General features: G+C 67.8%; 18 protein-coding genes. 15 read left to right on the forward strand and 3 right to left on the reverse strand.

The window, feature by feature from the left end; all coding sequences use genetic code 11:
- The first annotated feature begins 95 nt into the window (after nucleotides 1-95).
- Nucleotides 96-2,624, forward strand: coding sequence for an MFS transporter (locus ACO1P8_RS10285; RefSeq protein WP_486295788.1), 2,529 nt, complete (start codon nucleotides 96-98; stop codon nucleotides 2,622-2,624).
- Between the two features lie 55 nt (nucleotides 2,625-2,679).
- Here ACO1P8_RS10285 and alr read toward each other — a convergent pair whose 3' ends face one another.
- Complete coding sequence (alr, locus tag ACO1P8_RS10290; RefSeq protein ID WP_486295789.1) at nucleotides 2,680-3,876, reverse strand: alanine racemase; 1,197 nt, start codon at nucleotides 3,874-3,876, stop codon at nucleotides 2,680-2,682.
- Nucleotides 3,877-3,946: 70 nt separating this feature from the next.
- The gene (locus ACO1P8_RS10295) at nucleotides 3,947-4,378 is read right to left on the reverse strand and encodes an ATP-binding protein (protein ID WP_486295790.1); all 432 of its coding nucleotides are present in this window, start codon (nucleotides 4,376-4,378) and stop codon (nucleotides 3,947-3,949) included.
- Nucleotides 4,379-4,541: 163 nt separating this feature from the next.
- Here ACO1P8_RS10295 and ACO1P8_RS10300 point away from each other — a divergent pair, with 163 nt between their 5' ends.
- From ACO1P8_RS10300 to ACO1P8_RS10365, 14 genes are all read left to right on the forward strand, one after another.
- Nucleotides 4,542-4,877: an STAS domain-containing protein gene (locus tag ACO1P8_RS10300; RefSeq protein ID WP_486295791.1), complete on the forward strand. Its 336-nt coding sequence runs from the start codon at nucleotides 4,542-4,544 to the stop codon at nucleotides 4,875-4,877.
- 205 nt (nucleotides 4,878-5,082) lie between these two features.
- Nucleotides 5,083-6,279: a fumarylacetoacetate hydrolase family protein gene (locus ACO1P8_RS10305; protein WP_486295792.1), complete on the forward strand. Its 1,197-nt coding sequence runs from the start codon at nucleotides 5,083-5,085 to the stop codon at nucleotides 6,277-6,279.
- Nucleotides 6,280-6,482: 203 nt separating this feature from the next.
- Nucleotides 6,483-7,133 (forward strand): cytochrome c3 family protein, encoded by a 651-nt coding sequence (locus ACO1P8_RS10310; protein ID WP_486295793.1) that lies wholly within the window; start codon nucleotides 6,483-6,485, stop codon nucleotides 7,131-7,133.
- Between the two features lie 11 nt (nucleotides 7,134-7,144).
- Nucleotides 7,145-10,042 (forward strand): 4Fe-4S dicluster domain-containing protein, encoded by a 2,898-nt coding sequence (locus ACO1P8_RS10315; protein WP_486295794.1) that lies wholly within the window; start codon nucleotides 7,145-7,147, stop codon nucleotides 10,040-10,042.
- Between the two features lie 47 nt (nucleotides 10,043-10,089).
- Nucleotides 10,090-11,523 carry an NrfD/PsrC family molybdoenzyme membrane anchor subunit gene (gene nrfD, locus ACO1P8_RS10320; RefSeq protein WP_486295795.1) on the forward strand — a complete coding sequence of 478 codons (1,434 nt, stop codon included), beginning with the start codon at nucleotides 10,090-10,092 and terminating at the stop codon, nucleotides 11,521-11,523.
- Entirely contained in the window at nucleotides 11,520-12,068 is a 549-nt protein-coding gene (locus ACO1P8_RS10325; protein WP_486295796.1) for a DUF3341 domain-containing protein, read from the forward strand. The genes nrfD and ACO1P8_RS10325 overlap by 4 nt, the downstream gene beginning before the upstream one ends.
- A complete protein-coding gene (locus ACO1P8_RS10330) occupies nucleotides 12,065-12,907 on the forward strand; it encodes a c-type cytochrome (protein WP_486295797.1) in 843 nt (280 codons plus the stop codon). Before ACO1P8_RS10325 ends, ACO1P8_RS10330 begins: the two co-directional genes overlap by 4 nt.
- Nucleotides 12,897-14,126 carry a hypothetical protein gene (locus ACO1P8_RS10335; RefSeq protein ID WP_486295798.1) on the forward strand — a complete coding sequence of 410 codons (1,230 nt, stop codon included), beginning with the start codon at nucleotides 12,897-12,899 and terminating at the stop codon, nucleotides 14,124-14,126. Before ACO1P8_RS10330 ends, ACO1P8_RS10335 begins: the two co-directional genes overlap by 11 nt.
- A complete protein-coding gene (locus ACO1P8_RS10340; RefSeq protein WP_486295799.1) occupies nucleotides 14,119-14,436 on the forward strand; it encodes a hypothetical protein in 318 nt (105 codons plus the stop codon). Before ACO1P8_RS10335 ends, ACO1P8_RS10340 begins: the two co-directional genes overlap by 8 nt.
- The gene (locus ACO1P8_RS10345; RefSeq protein ID WP_486295800.1) at nucleotides 14,433-15,239 is read left to right on the forward strand and encodes an SCO family protein; all 807 of its coding nucleotides are present in this window, start codon (nucleotides 14,433-14,435) and stop codon (nucleotides 15,237-15,239) included. The genes ACO1P8_RS10340 and ACO1P8_RS10345 overlap by 4 nt, the downstream gene beginning before the upstream one ends.
- Complete coding sequence (coxB, locus tag ACO1P8_RS10350) at nucleotides 15,236-16,183, forward strand: cytochrome c oxidase subunit II (RefSeq protein ID WP_486295801.1); 948 nt, start codon at nucleotides 15,236-15,238, stop codon at nucleotides 16,181-16,183. The genes ACO1P8_RS10345 and coxB overlap by 4 nt, the downstream gene beginning before the upstream one ends.
- Nucleotides 16,180-17,787 (forward strand): cytochrome c oxidase subunit I, encoded by a 1,608-nt coding sequence (ctaD, locus tag ACO1P8_RS10355; protein ID WP_486295802.1) that lies wholly within the window; start codon nucleotides 16,180-16,182, stop codon nucleotides 17,785-17,787. The genes coxB and ctaD overlap by 4 nt, the downstream gene beginning before the upstream one ends.
- The gene (locus ACO1P8_RS10360; RefSeq protein WP_486295803.1) at nucleotides 17,784-18,416 is read left to right on the forward strand and encodes a cytochrome c oxidase subunit 3; all 633 of its coding nucleotides are present in this window, start codon (nucleotides 17,784-17,786) and stop codon (nucleotides 18,414-18,416) included. The genes ctaD and ACO1P8_RS10360 overlap by 4 nt, the downstream gene beginning before the upstream one ends.
- Nucleotides 18,413-18,760, forward strand: coding sequence for a cytochrome C oxidase subunit IV family protein (locus ACO1P8_RS10365; RefSeq protein ID WP_486295804.1), 348 nt, complete (start codon nucleotides 18,413-18,415; stop codon nucleotides 18,758-18,760). The genes ACO1P8_RS10360 and ACO1P8_RS10365 overlap by 4 nt, the downstream gene beginning before the upstream one ends.
- On the opposite strand, the gene ACO1P8_RS10370 is transcribed toward ACO1P8_RS10365, so the two are convergent.
- Nucleotides 18,757-19,179 carry a hypothetical protein gene (locus ACO1P8_RS10370; protein WP_486295805.1) on the reverse strand — a complete coding sequence of 141 codons (423 nt, stop codon included), beginning with the start codon at nucleotides 19,177-19,179 and terminating at the stop codon, nucleotides 18,757-18,759. The two genes, ACO1P8_RS10365 and ACO1P8_RS10370, sit on opposite strands and share 4 nt — an antisense overlap.
- Nucleotides 19,180-19,204 lie beyond the last annotated feature (25 nt).

A 19,204-nucleotide genomic window follows, 5' to 3' on the forward strand; every position in this document is an offset into this window, starting at 1 on the left:
CGGTGGAAGGGGGCTGCAAAAAAATGATGCAAAACTCGACAAGTGTAAATAATATTCAACGCGTTGTGTGACTGTTCGACATTTGGAAAGCCGTGATGCGCGAGCCATTGCAAAGGATATTGGAAGGATTGCGCCGTCGTCCCGTCCTGGAAGTGACGCTGTCCTGCCTTGCGGTGCTGCTGTTGGCGCAGGCCTTGATCGGGGCCTTGAGCTTGTCCGCGCTGAACCGCCTGGTGGCCGACACCACGGCGGACAGGGTCGAAGTCGTGGCACGCCAGGTGGCCGGGACGATAGAGAACGGCCTGCGCCTGGGCAAGCCGCTGGCGCAGTTCTTCGGCTTGCGCGAGTTACTGCGCGAGGGCGCGCGCGACGCGGGCGGCATCGTCGGCATCGCGGCGACGATGCCGGATGGCGTGGATGTCGCGGCCGTGGGCGAGGATTCCCGGGCATCGGGGCCGGCGCGCGCGCTGTTCCTGGCGCCTGGCGCGACCTTGCCGGAGGGTGTCACGCGGCGCGCTTCCGGCGCGATGATGAGCACGGCCGACGGCCGCATCATGCTCGCGGTACCGCTGGCCGGCGACGACAAGGTGCCGGTCGGGGCGCTGGTGGTGTCGGGCACGCGCAATACCGCGGCGGAGCACTCCATCCTGCTGCGCAACCTGGCGGTGCTGCTGGCGGTTACCGCGACAGTCGGCATCGGGCTGGCCGCCGTCTTCCGATATTTGATCCCGTTAAGCACGCTGATCGGGGGTGGCCGCATGCGTTTCCTCGTGCCGCTGGCCGCCCTGGTCCTGGCGCAAGGCGTCTACGCCGCCTATACCGTGAATGCGTTTCGCGAAGGCTGGCTGCAGGTGACGCGCGGCAACGTCGTTGTGCTGGCCGAAGGCCTGCAGCGCGACCTGGACCGTATCCTCGGCTATGGCATCGAGCTGGACAGGCTGCGCGGTGTGGAAGCGCCTTTCCGGCGGCTGGCCGCGACTTTTCCGGCCATCCGTGAAATCGACCTCGTGGATGCGGCCGGACGCACACTCAATCGGGCGGATGGCGGGGGCGCCTTGCCTGCCCCCGGCGCGGGGGCGGCGCGCCCTGCCGCGGATGACCTGACACTGGTCCTGCCGCTGGGGCAGGGGGGAGCGCGCGCGCAGGCGCAGGGCAGCCTGGTGGTACGCCTGTCGGCGGACGTCCTGGCGCGCGGCGTGCGCAGCCGGATGATCGATGCGATTACGGTGGTGGCCGTCGCGCTGGTGGCGGCGGTGGAAATGCTGTTGCTGCTCTCGCTGTTGCTGAATCGCGGTTTCCGCATTCCGGCGGACGACGGCGCGCCCACGGCCGCGTCACGCGACACGTCGGACATCGGCCGCATCGCGCGGCCGGTCATGTTCGGGTTCCTGTTCGCCTGGGCGATGCCGCTGGGATTTCTTCCGCTGTACGCCCGCAGCCTGCCTTCAGGCGGGCTGGAGCTGCCCGCCAACCTGATGCTGGCCCTGCCGATCTCCGTGGAGATGGGCTGCGGCTTGGTGACGGCTTTGCTGGCGGGGCGCTTGACCGATCGGAGAGGATGGCAAGTGCCGGTGCTGATGGGCCTGGGCGTCTCGTTTGCGGGCATGCTGGCCTGCGCGGCAGCCGTCAACCTGCCGATGTTCGCCGCGGCCCGCGGCCTGGTGGGCCTGGGCTATGGATTGGCGTGGATGGGGCTGCAGGGTTTTATCGTGACGCGCAGCGGCCCTTTGTACCGGGGTCGCAATATGACGAGCGTGATAGCCGGATTGTTCGCGGGCCACCTGACCGGCGCCGCGGTGGGCGCCATGCTGATGGAGCAATTGGGATTTCGTTTGGTCTTCGGCATCAGCGCGGCGATGATGATTGTGCCCGTGCTTGGCGTACTGGTGCTGATGCGGCCGTATATGCAGCACGGCGGCTCGCGGGCGTCGCGCGCCCGGGCCGCCGATGGCTCCGTCGCGGCCGGCGCGCCGCCGGGTCCTTCGGCGGGACGCCCGCGCGCGGGTCTGGCCCGGACGGTCCGGCTGTTGTTCACGCGCGACTTCGGCCTGCTGCTCGTCGGCAGCGTTATTCCGTTTTCCATTGCCCAGGTCGGATTGCTGTCCTTCGCACTGCCCCTGTATCTGGAGGCGGCCGGCGTGGCGGCGTCGAGCATAGGCCGCGTCCTGATGATCTATGGCCTGTGCGTGATTTACCTGGGCCCTGTGATGGGCCGCCTGGTGGATCGTTCAGCGTCCAAGAAGGGCTGGATCGCGCTGGGGGGACTGATCGGCAGCGTCGGCATGCTGGGGCTTTATTTCAACAGCGGCGTGGCCGCGGCGGCGCTGGCCGTGCTTCTGCTCGCCTTGGCAAGCTGTTTTTCCGGGGCTTCGCAATCTCCGTATATGCTGGCCCTGCCTGATGTGCAGGAGTACGGCGCGGCGGGCGCGACCAGCGTCATGCGCGCGGCCGACAAACTGGGGCAGATGGCCGGCCCGCTGACGGTGGGAGCATTGTTCGGCACCGCGGGCATGGGCACCAGCCTGGCCATCACCGGCCTGATCTATCTGGTCGCCACCGGCATTTTCCTGGTCTTCGCGCCCGGGCAGCCGCGCGCCGGCGGAGCCGAACGGCAGCCCGTGTAGGCCTTGCGGTGACTGCGCGGGAAAAGGGGAGGCATCGCACGGCGGCGCATCGTGCTCAGCGCGAGGCCGTGTCGTCCAGGAGGATGGGTACGCGCGATGTCAACGACGTGAACAATTCGGCGGCGATCGTGCCGACGTGGCGCGCCACGACTTCCACCGGTAGCTCGGGGGTGCCCCATAGCACGACCGGCGCGCCGATCGCGATGGAGGGCAGTCCCGTCAGATCCACCGGCATCAGGTCCATCGTAACGGCGCCCAGCGTGGTCGCGGAGTGGCCGTCCACGCGTATGGGCGTGCCGGCCGGCGCATGGCGCGGATAGCCGTCGCCATAGCCGCAGGCCACCAGGCCGATCCGCATGGCCCCGGATGCGACGATAGTGCCGTTGTAGCCGATGCGTTCGCCGGCAACCACGTCGCGGATGCCGACGATGCGCGAATGCAGAGACATCGACGGCCGCAGGCCCAGTGCCGAGCCATCCAGGCCGGGCAGCGGGCTGGCGCCGTACAGGGCCAGGCCCGGGCGTACCCATTCCGTCCCGCGTGCGGCGTCGGGATGGCGCAGCAGCGCGGCGGAATTGCAGCAGCTTCGCGGTCCCGCGAGACCGCTTACCACAGCGTGGAACCGTGCATCCGCCGGCGCCAGCCCGTCGGCGTGCTCCGCGCGGCCGTAATGATTCAGGTGGCCGATGCCGGCGATGCGCCCCTGGGCTGCGAGCGTGGCGCACCGCGCGTAGGCCGCCTTGTAGCCCGGCTCGTCGAATCCGGCATAGCCGATGTCGCCCAGATACCGCAGCCAGATCCATGGCGGCGGGCGCGCGGGTGCGGCATCCGCCAGCCAATCGATCTGCACCGCGTCGGAAATCACGAGATGCAGGTCGGGGATATCCAGCCGGGCCGATTCCCCGGGTTCCAATAAACCGCCATAGACCAGAATAGGGCCATGCCAGCCGGCGGCGCGGCAGTTGCGCGCGTCGTCGAGCAAGGACACGGCCAGGCCGTCCGCCCGTGCCAGCGCGGGCAGCACGCGGGCCAGGCCGTGTCCGTAGGCGTCGGCCTTGACGGTGGCCCAGATGCGCGGCGCCGGTGCCGGCAATGCGGCCAGCAGCGCGCGCACCCGGGCCAGGTTGCGGGCGACGGCGGCGGCATTGACCCGTGCGTGCACCCGCATTCCGACGGGCGGCTCGTCCACGCGCGCGGCGGGTCGCTGCCTCGCGTGCTCATGCACGTCTATTCCGGTGCGATCCTGCTTCATGTGGCTCCGTTTCGATGGGTATGGCATTCATGGATGGCAATGCGGGGCGGCACAGCATGCCGATGCCGGCTTACCCCTGGCCAGCCACCAGGGTGAGCCTGTTCCACTGGTCCTCGCGGCGATAGCGCAAATCTTTCAGGTAATGCCGGATCAGGCGTATGCCCTGGCCCCCGGGCGTGGCGTCCTCCAACGTGGAGGCCAGCGGCGTTGGGGACCACGCGGTCGGGTCGTAGGCGCGGCCGTTATCCGCGATTTCGACGCACAGATCCGGGCCGTCGCGATGGTAGGCGAGTTTCACGGCCGGCGCGTCGCCCGCCGAAGCCCCTTCGTCGAAGGCGTATGACAGGACATTGGTCAAGGCTTCGTCGACGGCGAGCGTCAGGGCAAAACGGGTGCGCGCGGACCAGCATTCACGGTCGGCGATGGCTTCCAGCCATTGCATGGCGGGAGTAACGGAATCGCGGCCGGGAACCAGCTGCAACGTATCGGATCGTGATGCCATGACGATATCGATCTTGAATGCCAGGCGCCAGTATGCCCGATGGCGTCCGTATGTCGTAATCCTCATAGGCGGCACGCACGTGCTCGCGTATGATTCCGCAAAACGCGCGGCGCCGCGGTATGCGCCACGGCCGTTACGATTATCCACGCAGGAAGTGCAATTCATGACACTCGCGATCGAAAAAGCCGGTACGGCGCTGGTGGTATCGCCGCAAGGCCAGATCAACAGCGCCAATGCCGGCGCGGTTGAATCTGAGCTGGTCAAACACATCGACAACGGAGAAAACAAGCTGGTGCTGGATCTTTCCGGCCTGGACTATATCTCCAGCGCGGGCCTGCGCGTGATGCTGCTTGTCGCCAAGCGCCTGAAACAGCAGGCCGGCTCGCTGGCCCTGTGCAGCATCCAGCCGCACGTGCGCGAAGTGTTCGATATCAGCGGTTTCCTTGCCATCCTCACCGTGGTCGAATCGCGCGACGACGCGCTGGCCCTCATGCGCTAGCGGCTGGCCCGGATGCGCGTTACCGGTTTCGGCGCCGCAGACCGATGAACCGCAGTTCCAGGCCCGGAAGCCCACCAACGAACGCGCCGGCCACACCGGTGCGCAGGGGCGGGGTCTTCAGCGGGCCGGCGCGTTCGCACGCGGGCATGGACAGCAAGGCCGGGCAGCCGATAAGCTTGCGCCCGTTCATCGGAGGAGAAACAGCATGACCCAAGACAATACCCAGGACTATCTGCCGCGCGATGCCGCACAGGCCACGCTGGTGGGGCGCGTCTGGCGTCCGGCGCCGATTGACGGGCCCAGTGTCGTCGCCGTGCGCAATGGCCTGGTGTTCGATATCACGGCGACCGTGCCGACCATGGCCGACCTAATGGACCAGCCGGACCCGGCCGACGTCGCACGCTCCGCGCCCGGAGAATCCCTGGGCCCGGTGGGCGCGCTGTTGCAGGCCAGCATCCGCCATGGTGGCGCGGATGGCGCCGCCCATCCCCCGGCGGTGACGCTGCTGGCGCCCTGCGACGTGCAGGCGATCAAGGCATGCGGTGTGACCTTCGCGGTCAGTCTGCTCGAAAGGTTGATCGAGGAACGCACCGGCGGCGATGCCGGGGCCGCGCAAGCCATGCGCACGACGCTGCAGGAAACCCTGGGTACCGACCTGCGCAGCATCAAGCCGGGGTCGGACGGCGCGCTGCGCCTGAAGGAAACCCTGATCAGCCGCGGCGCGTGGTCCCAGTATATGGAGGTCGGCATCGGGATCGACGCGGAGGTGTTCTCCAAATCGCAACCCATGTCGGCGGTAGGCTTCGGCGCGGATGTAGGCCTGCTGCCCGCCTCGGAGTGGAACAATCCCGAGCCGGAAATCGTGCTGGCGGTCAACAGCCGCGGCGAGACGGTCGGCGCCACGCTGGGCAATGACGTCAACCTGCGCGACATCGAGGGCCGCAGCGCGCTGCTGCTGGGCAAGGCCAAGGACAACAACGGTTCCTGCGCCATCGGTCCCTTCATCCGCCTGTTCGATGCGCACTACGGCATCGATAACGTGCGCGACGATAGCGTGTCCCTGCTGATCGAAGGCGCGGACGACGGCTTCGTGCTCAATGGGGTGAGCCATATGCGGGAGATCAGCCGCGATCCCCTGGAGCTGGTGTCGCAGACCTACGGCCGTCACCATCAGTACCCGGACGGCTTCATGCTTTTCCTGGGCACGATGTTCTCGCCGATCCAGGATCGCGGCACGCCGGGCAGCGGTTTCACGCACAAGACGGGCGACCGCGTGACCATCGCTTCCCCGGGGCTGGGCAAGCTGGTCAACACGGTGCGGAAATGCACCGAGATCCCGCCATGGACCTACGGCGTGCGCAAGCTGTACGCCGACCTCGCGCGGCGCGGACTGTTGCGCTAGCGGCTCGATCGGCGGAGCGCAGCCGCGCCTCGCCTCGCGCTCGCCTGGACACAAGGCCAGCGCCCATGTCGCGGAGATCCTCCGCGCGATAAAAGTTGACTCATAGCTGAATTTCAGGCGCCGTGCGGGGCACGGCGCTTGCTGCGCTGCGCGCGCTTTTTCCACGAATTTTTCGAGAGCGTCGCAGCCGGCCGCATGGGGCAATGAGCCAGATATTCGATAAAGCCGCAGTCCTGTGCGTAAAGCTTGTCCTGATAGGCACGGCAGGGCTGCTTGTCGCGAGTATCGCCGTGGTCGTCTGGCAGATGAACGCACCCGTGGCCGCGGGCGTGGCGGTGGCCCAACCCATTCCTTTCAGCCACAAGCACCACGTCGGCGACGATGGCATCGATTGTCGATATTGCCATGTGTCGGTGCAGACCTCGGCGTCGGCCGGCATGCCGTCGGCCGGGATCTGCCTGACCTGCCACGCCGTATTGTTCAAGGATTCGCCAGTGCTCGCACCCCTGCATGCCAGTGCCGCGACCGGGATACCCATACATTGGAACCGCGTCTACGACCTGCCTGACTTCGTTTACTTCGATCACAGCGTGCACGTTGCCAAGGGAGTGGCCTGCGTGACTTGCCACGGGCGCGTGGACCAGATGCCGCAACTGGTACGCAACCAGCCGCTGGAAATGCAATGGTGCCTGGACTGCCATCGCGCGCCGGATAAAAGGGTGGGGCCGCCCGACCAGGTGTTCGCCATGCGCGATCCGCCCGCGCTATCCGAGGATGACATCGCGTCGCTGCGGCGCATCTACCACTTCGAGAGCGAGGACCGCATGACCAGTTGCACCACCTGCCACCGCTGACCGGGGACGCCATGCGTATCATTCCTGTCCATCACGATGCGGGCCGGCCCGATGCCGAGGCCCGCCGCGCGGCTGGCGCGCCGGACGATCCCGCGCGCCGCGCGCTGTTGAAATGGATGGCGGCATCCGCGGCGCTCGCCACGGCCGGGTGCAGCGGCCCGCCGGCGGAGGCCATCGTGCCCTATGCGCGGATGCCGGAAGGCGGGCCCGGGGACGAGCCGGTCTTCTACGCGAGCGCCGTCACGCGCGCAGGCTATGCCCAGCCCGTATTGGTGGAGACCCATATGGGGCGGCCCACCAAAATCGAAGGCAATCCCCTGCACCCCATGAGCCTGGGCGCGACGGACGCGCATGCGCAAGGCGCCATCCTGCAGCTGTGGGATCCGGACCGCTCGCGTACGGTCATGCATGGCGACGCGGTGTCCACGTGGACGGCGGCGCGCGATGCGCTGGGCGAGCGGCTGGCGGCGCATCGCGCCGATGGCGGTTCGCGCTTGAGGATACTGACGGCGGGGTCGACCTCTCCGACGTTGGCGCGTCAACAGGATGCGCTCGCGAAACGCTATCCCGGCATGCGGCACTATCGCCACGATCCGCTGCATGACGCGGCCCAGGAGTCGGGCGCGCAGCGGGCCTTGGGATATCCCGCGCGTGCGATGTACCGCCTGGACCGGGCCAGTGTCGTCGTCGCCGTGGGGGCGGACATCTTCACGGATACGCCGGCGGGCGTGCGTTACGCCCGGGACTTCGCGCGGGGCCGCGGCGAGGGCGGCACTGCGCGGCCTCGTACCCGCCTGTATGCGATCGAGGCGATGCCCGGGCTGACCGGTGCGATGGCGGACCAGCGTTGGGCCATGACGCCGGACGCCATGGGTGCGCTGTTGCGGCGCCTGGCTTACGCGCTGGGCCTGCCGGACGCCGGCGCGCCTGCAGGCAAGGGCGCGCCGTGGGAATCGAGGCTGGCCGATGTGCTGAAGTCCCACGCCGGCACCGCGCTGGTCGCTGTCGGCCCGACGCTGTCCGCGCGGGACCACGCGCTGGCGTGGTCCATCAATGCGCACCTGGGCGCCCTGGGCCGAACCGTCGTCGCAGTGCCGACACGGCCGGCGCCCGGCATCGGCGAGTTGCTCGCGGAGATCCAGGATGGCCGCGTCGACACGCTGCTGCTCATCGATGCCAATCCGGTCTACGACACTCCCGGCGCGCGGCGGTTCGCCGATGCGCTGCGCCGGGTGCCGCTGACGATGCACCTCGGCCTGTATCGCGACGAGACCGCGCGCGCCTGCTCGTGGCATATACCGCGCGCGCACGAACTGGAAAGCTGGAGCGATGCGCTGGCCTGGGACGGCACGCCGACGATCCTGCAGCCGATGATCGCGCCGCTGCATGGCGGGCAGTCGCCGCACACGTTGCTGCAGGTACTGCAGGGCGACGTCGACCCGGGCGCGCATGAAGCGGTCCGCGAGACGTGGCGGACGCTGTGGACGGATGATTTCGATCGTCATTGGCGTGCGGCCTTGCAGGCGGGTTATGTCGACGGCCGGGCGCCGGGCATGCCTGTTCCCCCGCAAGACATGCCGTCGCGACGGCCAGGCGCGTCCTTCCGTACCGAAGCCGTACCGGCCGCGACGGAAGGCGCGGGACCGCCGAAGGGGGCCGGCAGGATCATTGCGCAGCTGGTGACCGATCCCTATCTGGGCGCCGGCGCGGATGCCAACAATGCCTGGTTGCAGGAGCTGCCGCGGCCATTGACCCGTCTGACCTGGGACAACGCGGTGTTCGTGGGGCCGCTGACCGCGCGCGCCCGCGGCGTCGCCACCGGGGACGTGGTCAGGCTGACGGCGCCCCATGGCGGGGCGGTGGATGCGCCGGTGCACGTACTCGAAGGCCATGCGGAGGACGTGCTGACCTTGCCGCTGGGATATGGCCGCCGATTCGCCGGACGGGTCGGGGACAACGTCGGCTTCGATGCCTACGCCTTGCAGGATATCGATGGCGACGGTACGCCGCTGCCGACGGTGATGGTCGCCATGGAACGCACCGGCCGCACGCACGCGTTCGCCCATGTGCAGACTGAATTGTCCATGCACGGCCGCGACATCGTGCGGGTGGAAGACATCTCCACCGTGCCGGCGACCACGGCGGCGCCGCCTTCGCGCGTGCCGGAAGGGCCATCCCTGTATCCGGAAGTGGCCTATCCCGACTACGCCTGGGCCATGACCATCGACCTGGACAAGTGTATCGGCTGCAATGCCTGCACCGTGGCCTGCCAGGCGGAGAACAATATCCCCGTGGTCGGCGCGCAGGAGGTCCGGCGCGGGCGCGTCATGCATTGGGTGCGCGTCGACGTCTATCGCGAGGCGCGCGAGACGCTGTTCCAGCCCGTTCCGTGCATGCATTGCGAAGACGCGCCTTGCGAACTGGTGTGTCCCGTGGGCGCCACGCTGCATGATTCGGAAGGGTTGAACGCGCAGGTCTATAACCGCTGCGTGGGCACGCGCTTTTGCTCGAACAACTGTCCGTACAAGGTCAGGCGCTTCAATTTTTTCGAGTATTCCGATGATTCCGAGGATTCCGCCGCACATCAGAACCCGGACGTGACGGTACGCCAGCGCGGCGTGATGGAGAAGTGCACCTATTGCGTGCAACGCATCAGCCGTGCGCGGATAAGCGCGCAGAAAGAGGACCGGCCGCTGCGCGACGGCGAGGTCGTTACCGCCTGCGAGGCCGTATGTCCGACCCAGGCCATCGTCTTCGGCAACCTGAACGATCCGGCCAGCCGCGTCAACGCCGCGCGCGCCTCGCCGCGCGCCTATACCTTGCTGGAGGAACTGAACACGCGCCCGCGCACCCGCTATCTGGCCCGCCAGGCCGATGCCGATGCCACACTGGAGCCCGACGATGCCTGAGCGCCACGCCAGCCGTGCCGCTGCCGTCACCCGCGCGGAGCCGGACGATGCCTGACACCTACGCCAGCATCAGCGATCGCATCTCGGACATCGTCCTGGCGCGCCGCCGCCAGGGAGGCACCGGGTGGCTGGGCGGTTGGCGGGCCCATTGGCGCTGGCGCGCGATGTTCCTGGCCACCTTCGCCGCCACGCTGGTGTTCTGCGGCGCCAGCGCCTGGCTGTTCATCGTCGGCGTCGGGCTGTGGGGCGTGAACATCCCGGTCGCATGGGGATATGCGCTGGGCAACTTCGTCTGGTGGATCGGGATCGGCCACGCCGGCACCTTCATCTCCGCGGTGCTGCTGCTTTTGCGCCAGCAGTGGCGTACGTCCATCAACCGCTTCGCCGAGGCCATGACGCTGTTCGCCGCCAGTATCGCCGGCCTGTTTCCCATCCTGCACCTGGGCCGGCCATGGTTCGCGTACTGGCTGCTGCCATATCCGGATCGCATGAACCTGTGGCCGCAGTGGCGCAGTCCGCTGGTGTGGGACATCTTCGCCATCAGTACCTATCTGCTGGTCTCGCTGATGTTCTGGTACGTGGGCCTGCTGCCCGACCTGGCGACATTGCGCGACCGCGCGCGAAGCCGCGCGAAGCAGATCGTCTACGGCCTGTTCGCCCTGGGATGGCGTGGCGATGCGCGCCATTGGGCCCGCTACGAAAGCGCCTATCTGCTGCTGGCGGGCCTGGCCACGCCCCTGGTGGTGTCCGTGCATACGGTGGTATCGCTGGATTTCGCGATCGGCAACACGCCGGGCTATCACTCCACCATTTTTCCGCCGTACTTCGTGGCGGGCGCGTTGTACTCGGGTTTCGCGATGGTGCTGACGCTGGCGATCCCGCTGCGCCATTTTTTCCGCCTGCACGACCTGATCACCGATCGCCATCTGTCGCTGGCGGCCCGCGTGCTGCTGGCGACCGGCGCCATGGTCGCCTATGGCTATGTGTCGGAGGCCTTCATGGCCTTCTACGGCGGCGATAAGTTCGAGATCGCCATGACCGTCGATCGCTGGACGGGCGCCTACGCGGCCGTGTATTGGGCCGTCATCGTGTGCAACGTGGTTATCCCCCAGTTGATGTGGAGCCGGCGCGTGCGCAGCCGGCCGGCGTGGCTGTTCGCCATCAGCATCGTCATCAACCTGGGCATGTGGATGGAGCGGTTCATGATCGTGGTGCAAAGCACGCATCGCGACTTCATGCCTTCGGCCTGGGGCATATTCATACCCACCGCCTGGGATTGGACTTTCCTGTTCGCGTCCATGGGGATGTTCGCCTGGCTGTTCCTGTTGTTCCTGCGTTTCCTGCCCATGATTTCCATGAGCGAAGTGCGCGAAATGGAATACGAAACGCGCGGCGCCGCCGCGGCGGATGGCGACCCGGGCCCACCTTCGGCGGGCGCGTCGGCGGTCCATCGCCCCGCGGCCAGGAGGTCAGACGCATGAAGCCGCGCCTGTACGGCCTGATGGCGGAATTTCGCCAGCCCGACGCGCTGGTTAGGGCGGTGCGCGCCGCGCGCGCGAGCGGCCAGGCGGACATCGAGGCCTATGCACCGTTCGCGGTGCCGGATCTGCCGGAGGCGATAGGATTTACCGGCGGGCGCGCGGTGCCGCGCGCGACCCTGGCCGGCGGTATCGTCGGCGGGGTGGGCGGGTACTTCATGCAGTGGTATTCGGCGACGCAGTCCTATCCGATCAATGTGGGCGGCCGGCCGCTGCACAGCTGGCCCATGTTCATCCCGGTCACCTTTGAATTGACCATCCTGTGCGCGGCTATCTTCGCCGTGGTGTCGATGCTGTGGGCGAACGGCTTGCCACGGCTGCATCATCCGGTTTTCGCGGCGCCGGATTTCGATCTGGCCAGCCGCGACCGCTTCTTCCTGTGCCTGCGGCTGCCCGAAGGCTGTACCGAGGACGACCCGGCATGCCAGGCGGCGCGCGCATTCCTGGCCGGGCAACAGCCGCTTGCCATCCGCGAGGTGCCGGCATGAAGACGAAGGCGGCGATCCGGCTTCCGGCCCGCGCCGTCGGGCTGGCTTGCCTGCTGGCATTGGCGCTGGGCGGCTGCGAACGTGCCGCGCAGAATATGTACGACCAGCCTCGCGGCAAGCCTTACCGTGCCAGCACGCTGTTCCCGGATGGCGCGATGTCGCGGACCCCGCCGGCCGGGACGCAGGCCTTTGCCCGCGGCAGCCAGGCCGACACGACCAGCGGCCGGGAAGGGACCGAGGACGTGGCGCGCGACGCGCGTGCACTGGCCGCCACCGCCATGCCCGAGCCCGTCACGCCGGCGATGCTCAGGCAGGGCCAGACCCTGTACGGCGTGTACTGCCTGCCATGCCATAGCCCGGCGGGCGATGGCGACGGCCGTATCGTGGAGCGTGGCCTCCCGGCGCCGCCGTCCTACCACGACGACCGCCTGCGCAATGTGCCGGACCGCCACATCTTCGACGTGATCGGCAAGGGATATGGCGTCATGGCGCCGTATGGCAACCGCATACGGCCGCAGGACCGCTGGGCCATCGTCGCCTTCGTGCGCGCGCTGCAGCTCAGCCAGCACGCGGATGTGGAAAAGCTGCCCCCCGATCTGCGGGCGCAGGCGCGGGCGGCCCTGGCCTTGCCGGCCAGCTCCGCCCCCGGCGCGCCTGCCGCCGGCCCTGCCGCGGCGGCGCCGGCCAAAGCGGTGGGCGCCGCCGCCGGCCCGAAGGCAAGCGGCGATGACACGGGCGGCAAGGAGGCCGGCAAGGCAGCGGACACGGACGCCGGCAAGGCAGCGGGCAACGGCCCCGGCAAGCATCCCGGCAACGCGGGAGGCGGACATGATGATTGACGGCCGCGCGAATCCGCGCACGCGCAGCGGCCTGGCGCCGCTTGCCCTGGGCATCGCGCTGCTGGCGCTGTGCGGGCTGGGCGCCGTCCTGGACCCGCGCGCCTGCCTCGCGGCATGGCTGACGGCCTGGTGGTTCTGGGCGGGACTGATGCTGGGTGCGCAGGCCACCCTATGGCTGCAGCGGCTGACCGGCGGGACATGGATCGCGCCGATCGCTATTCCGCTGGACCGGTTGCGCGCCGCCGTCCCGGTACTCGTCGTCCTGATAGTGCCGGTCCTGGCGTGGCCTGCCCCCATCTATCCCTGGGCACGCCCCGACTGGGTGGATACGGCCGGCGAGCCGGCTTTCCGGGCGGTCTGGTTTTCGCATGCCGGAATGGCGCTGCGGGTCCTGGGATGCGTGGTCCTATGGAGCGTTCTGGCGCGCCTCGACGGCAGCGGACGCGCCATCGCCAGGCGTGCCGGATACGCCGCGGCCGGCCTGCTGCTGTACGCGTTCACGATCAGCCTCGCAGCCATCGATCTGCTTATGTCGCTGACGCCGCAGTGGTATTCGACCGCCTTCGGCTTCGTGGTCCTGACCGCGCAGTTGAAGGCCGCGATGGCCGCCGGCGCCTGGAAGGGCGCGCGCGGTTCATCCGGCGCGGCGCGCGGCGACCTGGGCAATCTGCTGCTGATGTATGTCATGACCTGGGCCTACCTGGCCTTTACCCAGTTCCAGATCATCTGGGCGGAAAACCTGCCCGCGGAAATTTCCTGGTACCTGCCGCGGCTGCATGGTCCGTGGGGCATCATGGGCATCGCGCTGGCAGTCGTGGGCTTTGCCGTGCCGATGGCCCTGCTGCTGTCGCGTCCTTTCAAGCGGTCCGTCACGGGCCTGCGCGCCGTCGCGGCACTTCTGCTGGCGGTAAGCCTTTGCGAAGCCGTTTGGTGGGTACTGCCGTCGGTGGCCGCGTCGGTATCCGCGTCGGCACGGCCGTCAGGCTGGCATGTTGTTTGGATGCTGGCGCTCGCGCTGGCCGGCATGGGCCTGCTGGCGCGGGCGGCGGCGATCCTCTTTCCGACGGCATCGCCGCCCGCCGCGCGACGCGAGGAAGCGGCAACTGGGGCTTCCTCGCAACGGGATGCGTCGGCGCCGCGGCGGCATTCGACGGCAGAGGGAACGGAGGGCGCCCAAGTCGGCCGACGGCCCGCGGGGCAGGGGAGCGAACATGCGTGACGGTATCGATGTAAGGCGCGTTGCCCGGATCGGAGTCGCCGGGATCATCGTCCTGGCGGCGGTGGTGGCGGGCGCCGCGCTGCTGACTTCCCGGTGGGCCGACGATCGTCCGCCCGGCCAGGGTGCGGCGCCGCGGTCGTGGATATCGGGCCCGCTGCTGGAACGCCATCCGCAAGAGGACATGGCGCATTATCTCGCGGCCAAGCGCAAGCTGACGGAGGGCTACGGCTGGGTCGATCGGCAGGCGGGCATCGCACGCATCCCCCTGGACAAGGCCATGCAGGCCGTGGCGGAAGGAGCCCGGCCATGAAGCGCCTGGCGTTGCTTCTGCTATGCCTGGTCCTGGCGCGGATCGCGGGGGCGGCCCCGCCGGACCCGGCATCGCTGGAATTCCGCCAGCACCCCGGCCGCGCCATCCCGCTGGTCGCGGGCCTGCGCGACCAGGATGGCCGCGCCGTCGCCATTGGCGATTACCTCGGCAAGGGCCCGGTCATCTTCGTGCTGGGTTATTACCGCTGCCCGATGCTGTGTTCCACCCTGATGGACGCAGTGCTGGAACGCGTGCGCGGGGTCACCGTGCCGTTCCAGGTGGTGGCGGTCAGCATCGATCCGTCGGAGACGCCTGCCGATGCGGCGCGCAAATACGGCTATTACAGCGGTTTGATGAACGCCGGCGGCCCTGCGCCGACTGGGCCGGGCACGGCGACGCCGCTGGCCGCGCGGCTGCACCTGCTGACTGCCACACCGGCCGCGATCGCCGCCCTGACCGATGCCGTGGGGTTCCCCTACCAGCGCGATGGCGATACCGGCCAGTACTATCACCCCGCCGGCTTCGTGGTCCTGACCCCGGAGGGCCGGATCTCGCGGTACTTCCTGGGCCTGGGCTTCAGCGCGCGCGATGTCAGGCTCGCGCTGGTGGAAGCTTCCGATGGCAAGGTCGGCGGCCTGGCGGACCGGCTGGTGCTGCTGTGCTCCCACTACGACCCGGCCACCGGCCGCTACAACGTCGCCGCGATGGCCATGGCTCGCGCGGCGGGGCTGGGTACCTTGCTGGCCTTGTTGTCCGGGTTGTTCATCGTGCGCCGCCGCGGCCGCAAAGGAAGCCGCGCATGACCTCCACCCCTTTCCTGATGCCGGCCGCCGCCTCGACGATAGCCGGCCATACCGACGCCCTGTTCTACAGCCTGCTGGGGCTCTCCGGGTTCATGGCGCTATTGTTGACCGCGCTGGCTGTCATCTTCTGCGTACGCTATCGCAAGGGCTCGCGCGCCGATCGCCGCAACGCGCCCGAACACGGTAACGGCCTGGAGTGGACCTGGACCATCGCGCCGCTGCTGGCCTTCATCGGCCTTTACGCATGGGGCGCGTATACCTATAGCGCGCTGACGCACCCGCCCGACGACGCCATGCCGGTGTATGTGGTCGCCAAGCAATGGGTATGGAAGCTGGAGCATGCAAACGGCAAGCGCGAGATCGACGAGCTGCACGTGCCGGTGGGCAGGCCGGTACGGCTGCTGATGACGTCGCAGGATGTCATCCACAGCTTCTACGTCCCGGAATTCCGCGTCAAGCAGGATGTGGTGCCGGGCCGCTACACCGCGCTCTGGTTCACCGCCACGCGCCCCGGCACCTATCATCTGCTGTGCGCGGAATTCTGCGGCACCGATCATGCATCGATGGGGGGCGGCATCATCGCCATGCCGCCGGAGCAATTCTCGCGTTGGCTGGCCCAGGGTAGCGAGGGACCAGGCCTGGTCCAGCAGGGCTACCAGCTGTTCCGCGAACATGGCTGCGCGGGCTGCCACGATGCGCGCGCCACCGTCCATGCGCCGGATCTGAACCATCTGTTCGCGCGCCGGGTTTTCCTGCAGGACGGCCGCATGGTCGTCGCGGACGAAACCTATATCCGCGATTCCATCCTGGAGCCACGCAAGGACGTGGTGGCGGGCTATGCGCCCATCATGCCTTCGTTCGCCGGCCAGTTCGACGAAGCGCAACTGATGGCACTGGTCGCCTACCTGAAGTCCGACCGCGATAAAGAGACCGCCCCGCAATGACGCTGCATACTTACCTGAACGACGGCTATACCCTGCGCTCCTGGCTGTTGACGCGCGACCACAAGCGCATCGCGATCCTGTATGCCGTCAGCATCACGGCGTTTTTCGCCCTCGGCGGATGCGCGGCCGCGCTGATGCGGCTGGAACTGGTCACGCCGCAAGGCGACCTGGTCAGCGCGGACACGTACAACAAGCTGTTCACCGCGCATGGCGTGATCATGGTATGGATGTTCCTGATCCCGTCCATCCCGTCGGTACTGGGCAATTTCCTGATGCCGCTCATGGTGGGGGCGGAAGAGGTCGCCTTCCCGCGCCTGAACCTGATGAGCTGGTATCTCTATGTGATCGGCGGCGCTTTCACGCTGGTGGCGCTGGTGCTGGGCGGCGTGGACACCGGCTGGACCTTCTACACGCCGTTCTCCACGATGTTCTCGCACAGCAATGTGGTGATCACGCTGTTCGGCGTCTTTATCGTGGGATTTTCGTCCATCCTGACCGGGCTGAACTTCATCGTGACGGTGCATACCATGCGCGCGCCGGGCATGGGCTGGTTTCGCATGCCCCTGTTCGTCTGGGCGAACTATGCCACCAGCATCATCCTGGTGCTGGCCACGCCCGTGCTGGCGATTACCTTGCTGCTGCTCGCGGCCGAACGCCTTTTCGGCATCGGCTTCTTCGACCCGCAGCTGGGCGGCGATCCGCTGCTGTTCCAGCATTTGTTCTGGTTCTACTCGCACCCGGCGGTCTACATCATGGTGCTGCCCGCCATGGGCGTGGCCAGCGAAATCATTCCCTGCTTCGCGCGCAAGCGCGTCTTCGGCTATCGCAGCATGGCCTACGCCATCATCGGCATCGCGGTGATCGGCTTCCTGGTCTGGGGCCATCATATGTTCGTCAGCGGCCAGTCCGTCTACGCCAATATGACCTTCTCGCTGCTCAGTTTCCTGGTCGCCGTGCCGTCGGCCATCAAGGTATTCAACTGGACCGCGACGCTGTACAAGGGCACGATCACCTTCGGCGCGCCCATGCTGTACGCACTGGGCTTCGTCGGGCTGTTCATGGTGGGCGGGCTGACCGGCCTGTTCCTGGCGACCCTGGCGATCGATGTGCACGTGACCGACACGTATTTCGTCGTCGCGCACTTCCACTACATCATGGTAGGCGGCGCGGTCATGGCCTACCTGGGCGGACTGCATTTCTGGTGGCCGAAGATCAGCGGGCGGATGTACCCGGAAATGCTCGGGCGCATCGCGGCCATTACCATCTTCATCGGCTTTAACCTGACTTTCTTCCCGCAGTACATCCTGGGCTACGAGGGCATGCCGCGCCGCTATCATGCCTATCCGCCGGAGTTCCAGGTGCTGAACATCCTGTCTTCGACGGGCGCGGCGGTCCTGGCCGTGGGCTATGTGCTGCCGCTGTGCTACTTCCTGTGGGCCTGGTTCAAGGGCCGGCCGGCGGGGGACAACCCGTGGAACGCCAGCGGCCTGGAATGGCATACGCGCTCGCCGCCGCCCAAGAACAATTTCGATGCACCGCCCGACGGGCACCATGATGTGTATGACTATGCATCCCGCGGTTCGGCATCCGGGAGTGCCCCATGACCGAAGCCGCGCTGGACATCCCGGATACCGCCCGCGCCTACCAGGCTCGCCTGGGCATGTGGGTGTTCCTGGCCACCGAGATGATGTTCTTCGGCCCGATCTTCCTGGCCTACGCGGTCGGCCGCCTGCATCTGCCGGAGGCATTCGTCGCGGCCGGCCGCCATACCGATGTCCTGCTGGGCACGATCAACACCATGGTGCTGCTGACCAGCAGCGCCGCGATCGCGATGTCGACCGAATGCGCGCGCGACGGCGCCATGCGCCTTGCCCGGCGGCTGATGTGGCTGACCGTCGTCCTGGGCTGCGCCTTCCTGGCGATCAAGGGCTACGAGTACGCCAGGGATCTGCGCGAAGGGCTGTTTCCCGGTCCCTCGTTCCACGCGGCCGGCCTGGCGGGAGAGACGGGCGCGCGCCTGTTTTTTTTCCTGTATTTCGTGGCCACCGGGCTGCACGCGCTGCATTTGACGGTGGGAATCTGCCTGGTCCTGGTCGCGCAGTGGCAAGCGGCGCGGGCACCGGCCGTCCCGTTGGTGCGGCGCCTGGAAGCCACCGCGCTGTATTGGCACTTCGTCGATGTCGTTTGGGTTTTCCTGTTTCCCATCCTGTACCTGGCGGGGAGAGCGTCATGACGGGCGCCGCGATGGAACCCATGAGGCTTCGGCACCGGTTGCTGCGCGTGGCCGTGGTGTGGCTGGCGCTGATACTGCTTGCCGCGCTTACCGTCGGCACGGCCTATATCCCCTTGGGCGCCGCCAACATGGCGATCAACATCCTGATTGCCGGCATCAAGGCCGTGCTGATCGCCGTTTTCTTCATGCATCTGGCCAGTCCCCACGCCGTGCCGCGCATGATCTGCATCATCGCCGCGGTAATGTTGGTCGTGATGTTCGCGCTCAGCGGGGTGGACTTCTACACCCGCGACATGGCGCCGGCCTCCGCTGCCGGGCGGGCCGGCGCCGCCGCCTCGCGTTAGCCGGCGCGCGGCGGCTGCGGGCTGTTGGCAGGATTCGTATCGATCTTGCGGATTGCCACGATGCCGTCGGGCTCGCCCAGGGCCGACAGGCTTGCCAGGAGGGCATCCGCGATGTCTTCTTCGTAGACTTCCCGGCCGTCCACGTACACGGTAAGGACCCGCCGGTACTTCGATTCCTTGTCCGGATTGCGGATGGTGTCCAGGGTCCACTGGTATAGCGGGTAGTCCTGTACGCCTTCGCGCTCCGCTTCGGCGACATAAGCGGCGAAGGCGTCGTACTGGGAGGCGAAGGTCGCGCGGTGCGCGCGCAGGACATCCCGCAAGCGGGCGAGCGGCGGGGTGTCGCGATGGTCGCGGCAGGCCTCGGCCAATTCCTGCGTCACGGTGATCCGCACCTGATACTGCCATGCCTGCGTCATCGATATCCCCTGTGTCCGGCCGTCG

The sequence above is a fragment of the Bordetella sp. genome (genome assembly GCF_057362025.1).

Excerpts from the sequence above, each read along its gene's own strand:
- ACO1P8_RS10310 (WP_486295793.1), top strand. The coding sequence starts at position 6,483 with ATGAGCCAGATATTCGATAAAGCCGCAGTCCTGTGCGTAAAGCTTGTC.
- ACO1P8_RS10370 (WP_486295805.1), bottom strand. The coding sequence starts at position 19,179 with ATGACGCAGGCATGGCAGTATCAGGTGCGGATCACCGTGACGCAGGAA.
- coxB (WP_486295801.1), top strand. The coding sequence starts at position 15,236 with ATGACCTCCACCCCTTTCCTGATGCCGGCCGCCGCCTCGACGATAGCC.
- nrfD (WP_486295795.1), top strand. The coding sequence starts at position 10,090 with ATGCCTGACACCTACGCCAGCATCAGCGATCGCATCTCGGACATCGTC.
- ACO1P8_RS10345 (WP_486295800.1), top strand. The coding sequence starts at position 14,433 with ATGAAGCGCCTGGCGTTGCTTCTGCTATGCCTGGTCCTGGCGCGGATC.
- alr (WP_486295789.1), bottom strand. The coding sequence starts at position 3,876 with ATGAAGCAGGATCGCACCGGAATAGACGTGCATGAGCACGCGAGGCAG.
- ACO1P8_RS10330 (WP_486295797.1), top strand. The coding sequence starts at position 12,065 with ATGAAGACGAAGGCGGCGATCCGGCTTCCGGCCCGCGCCGTCGGGCTG.
- ACO1P8_RS10285 (WP_486295788.1), top strand. The coding sequence starts at position 96 with ATGCGCGAGCCATTGCAAAGGATATTGGAAGGATTGCGCCGTCGTCCC.
- ACO1P8_RS10305 (WP_486295792.1), top strand. The coding sequence starts at position 5,083 with ATGACCCAAGACAATACCCAGGACTATCTGCCGCGCGATGCCGCACAG.
- ACO1P8_RS10360 (WP_486295803.1), top strand. The coding sequence starts at position 17,784 with ATGACCGAAGCCGCGCTGGACATCCCGGATACCGCCCGCGCCTACCAG.
- ACO1P8_RS10315 (WP_486295794.1), top strand. The coding sequence starts at position 7,145 with ATGCGTATCATTCCTGTCCATCACGATGCGGGCCGGCCCGATGCCGAG.
- ACO1P8_RS10335 (WP_486295798.1), top strand. The coding sequence starts at position 12,897 with ATGATGATTGACGGCCGCGCGAATCCGCGCACGCGCAGCGGCCTGGCG.
- ctaD (WP_486295802.1), top strand. The coding sequence starts at position 16,180 with ATGACGCTGCATACTTACCTGAACGACGGCTATACCCTGCGCTCCTGG.
- ACO1P8_RS10295 (WP_486295790.1), bottom strand. The coding sequence starts at position 4,378 with ATGGCATCACGATCCGATACGTTGCAGCTGGTTCCCGGCCGCGATTCC.
- ACO1P8_RS10300 (WP_486295791.1), top strand. The coding sequence starts at position 4,542 with ATGACACTCGCGATCGAAAAAGCCGGTACGGCGCTGGTGGTATCGCCG.
- ACO1P8_RS10365 (WP_486295804.1), top strand. The coding sequence starts at position 18,413 with ATGACGGGCGCCGCGATGGAACCCATGAGGCTTCGGCACCGGTTGCTG.
- ACO1P8_RS10325 (WP_486295796.1), top strand. The coding sequence starts at position 11,520 with ATGAAGCCGCGCCTGTACGGCCTGATGGCGGAATTTCGCCAGCCCGAC.
- ACO1P8_RS10340 (WP_486295799.1), top strand. The coding sequence starts at position 14,119 with ATGCGTGACGGTATCGATGTAAGGCGCGTTGCCCGGATCGGAGTCGCC.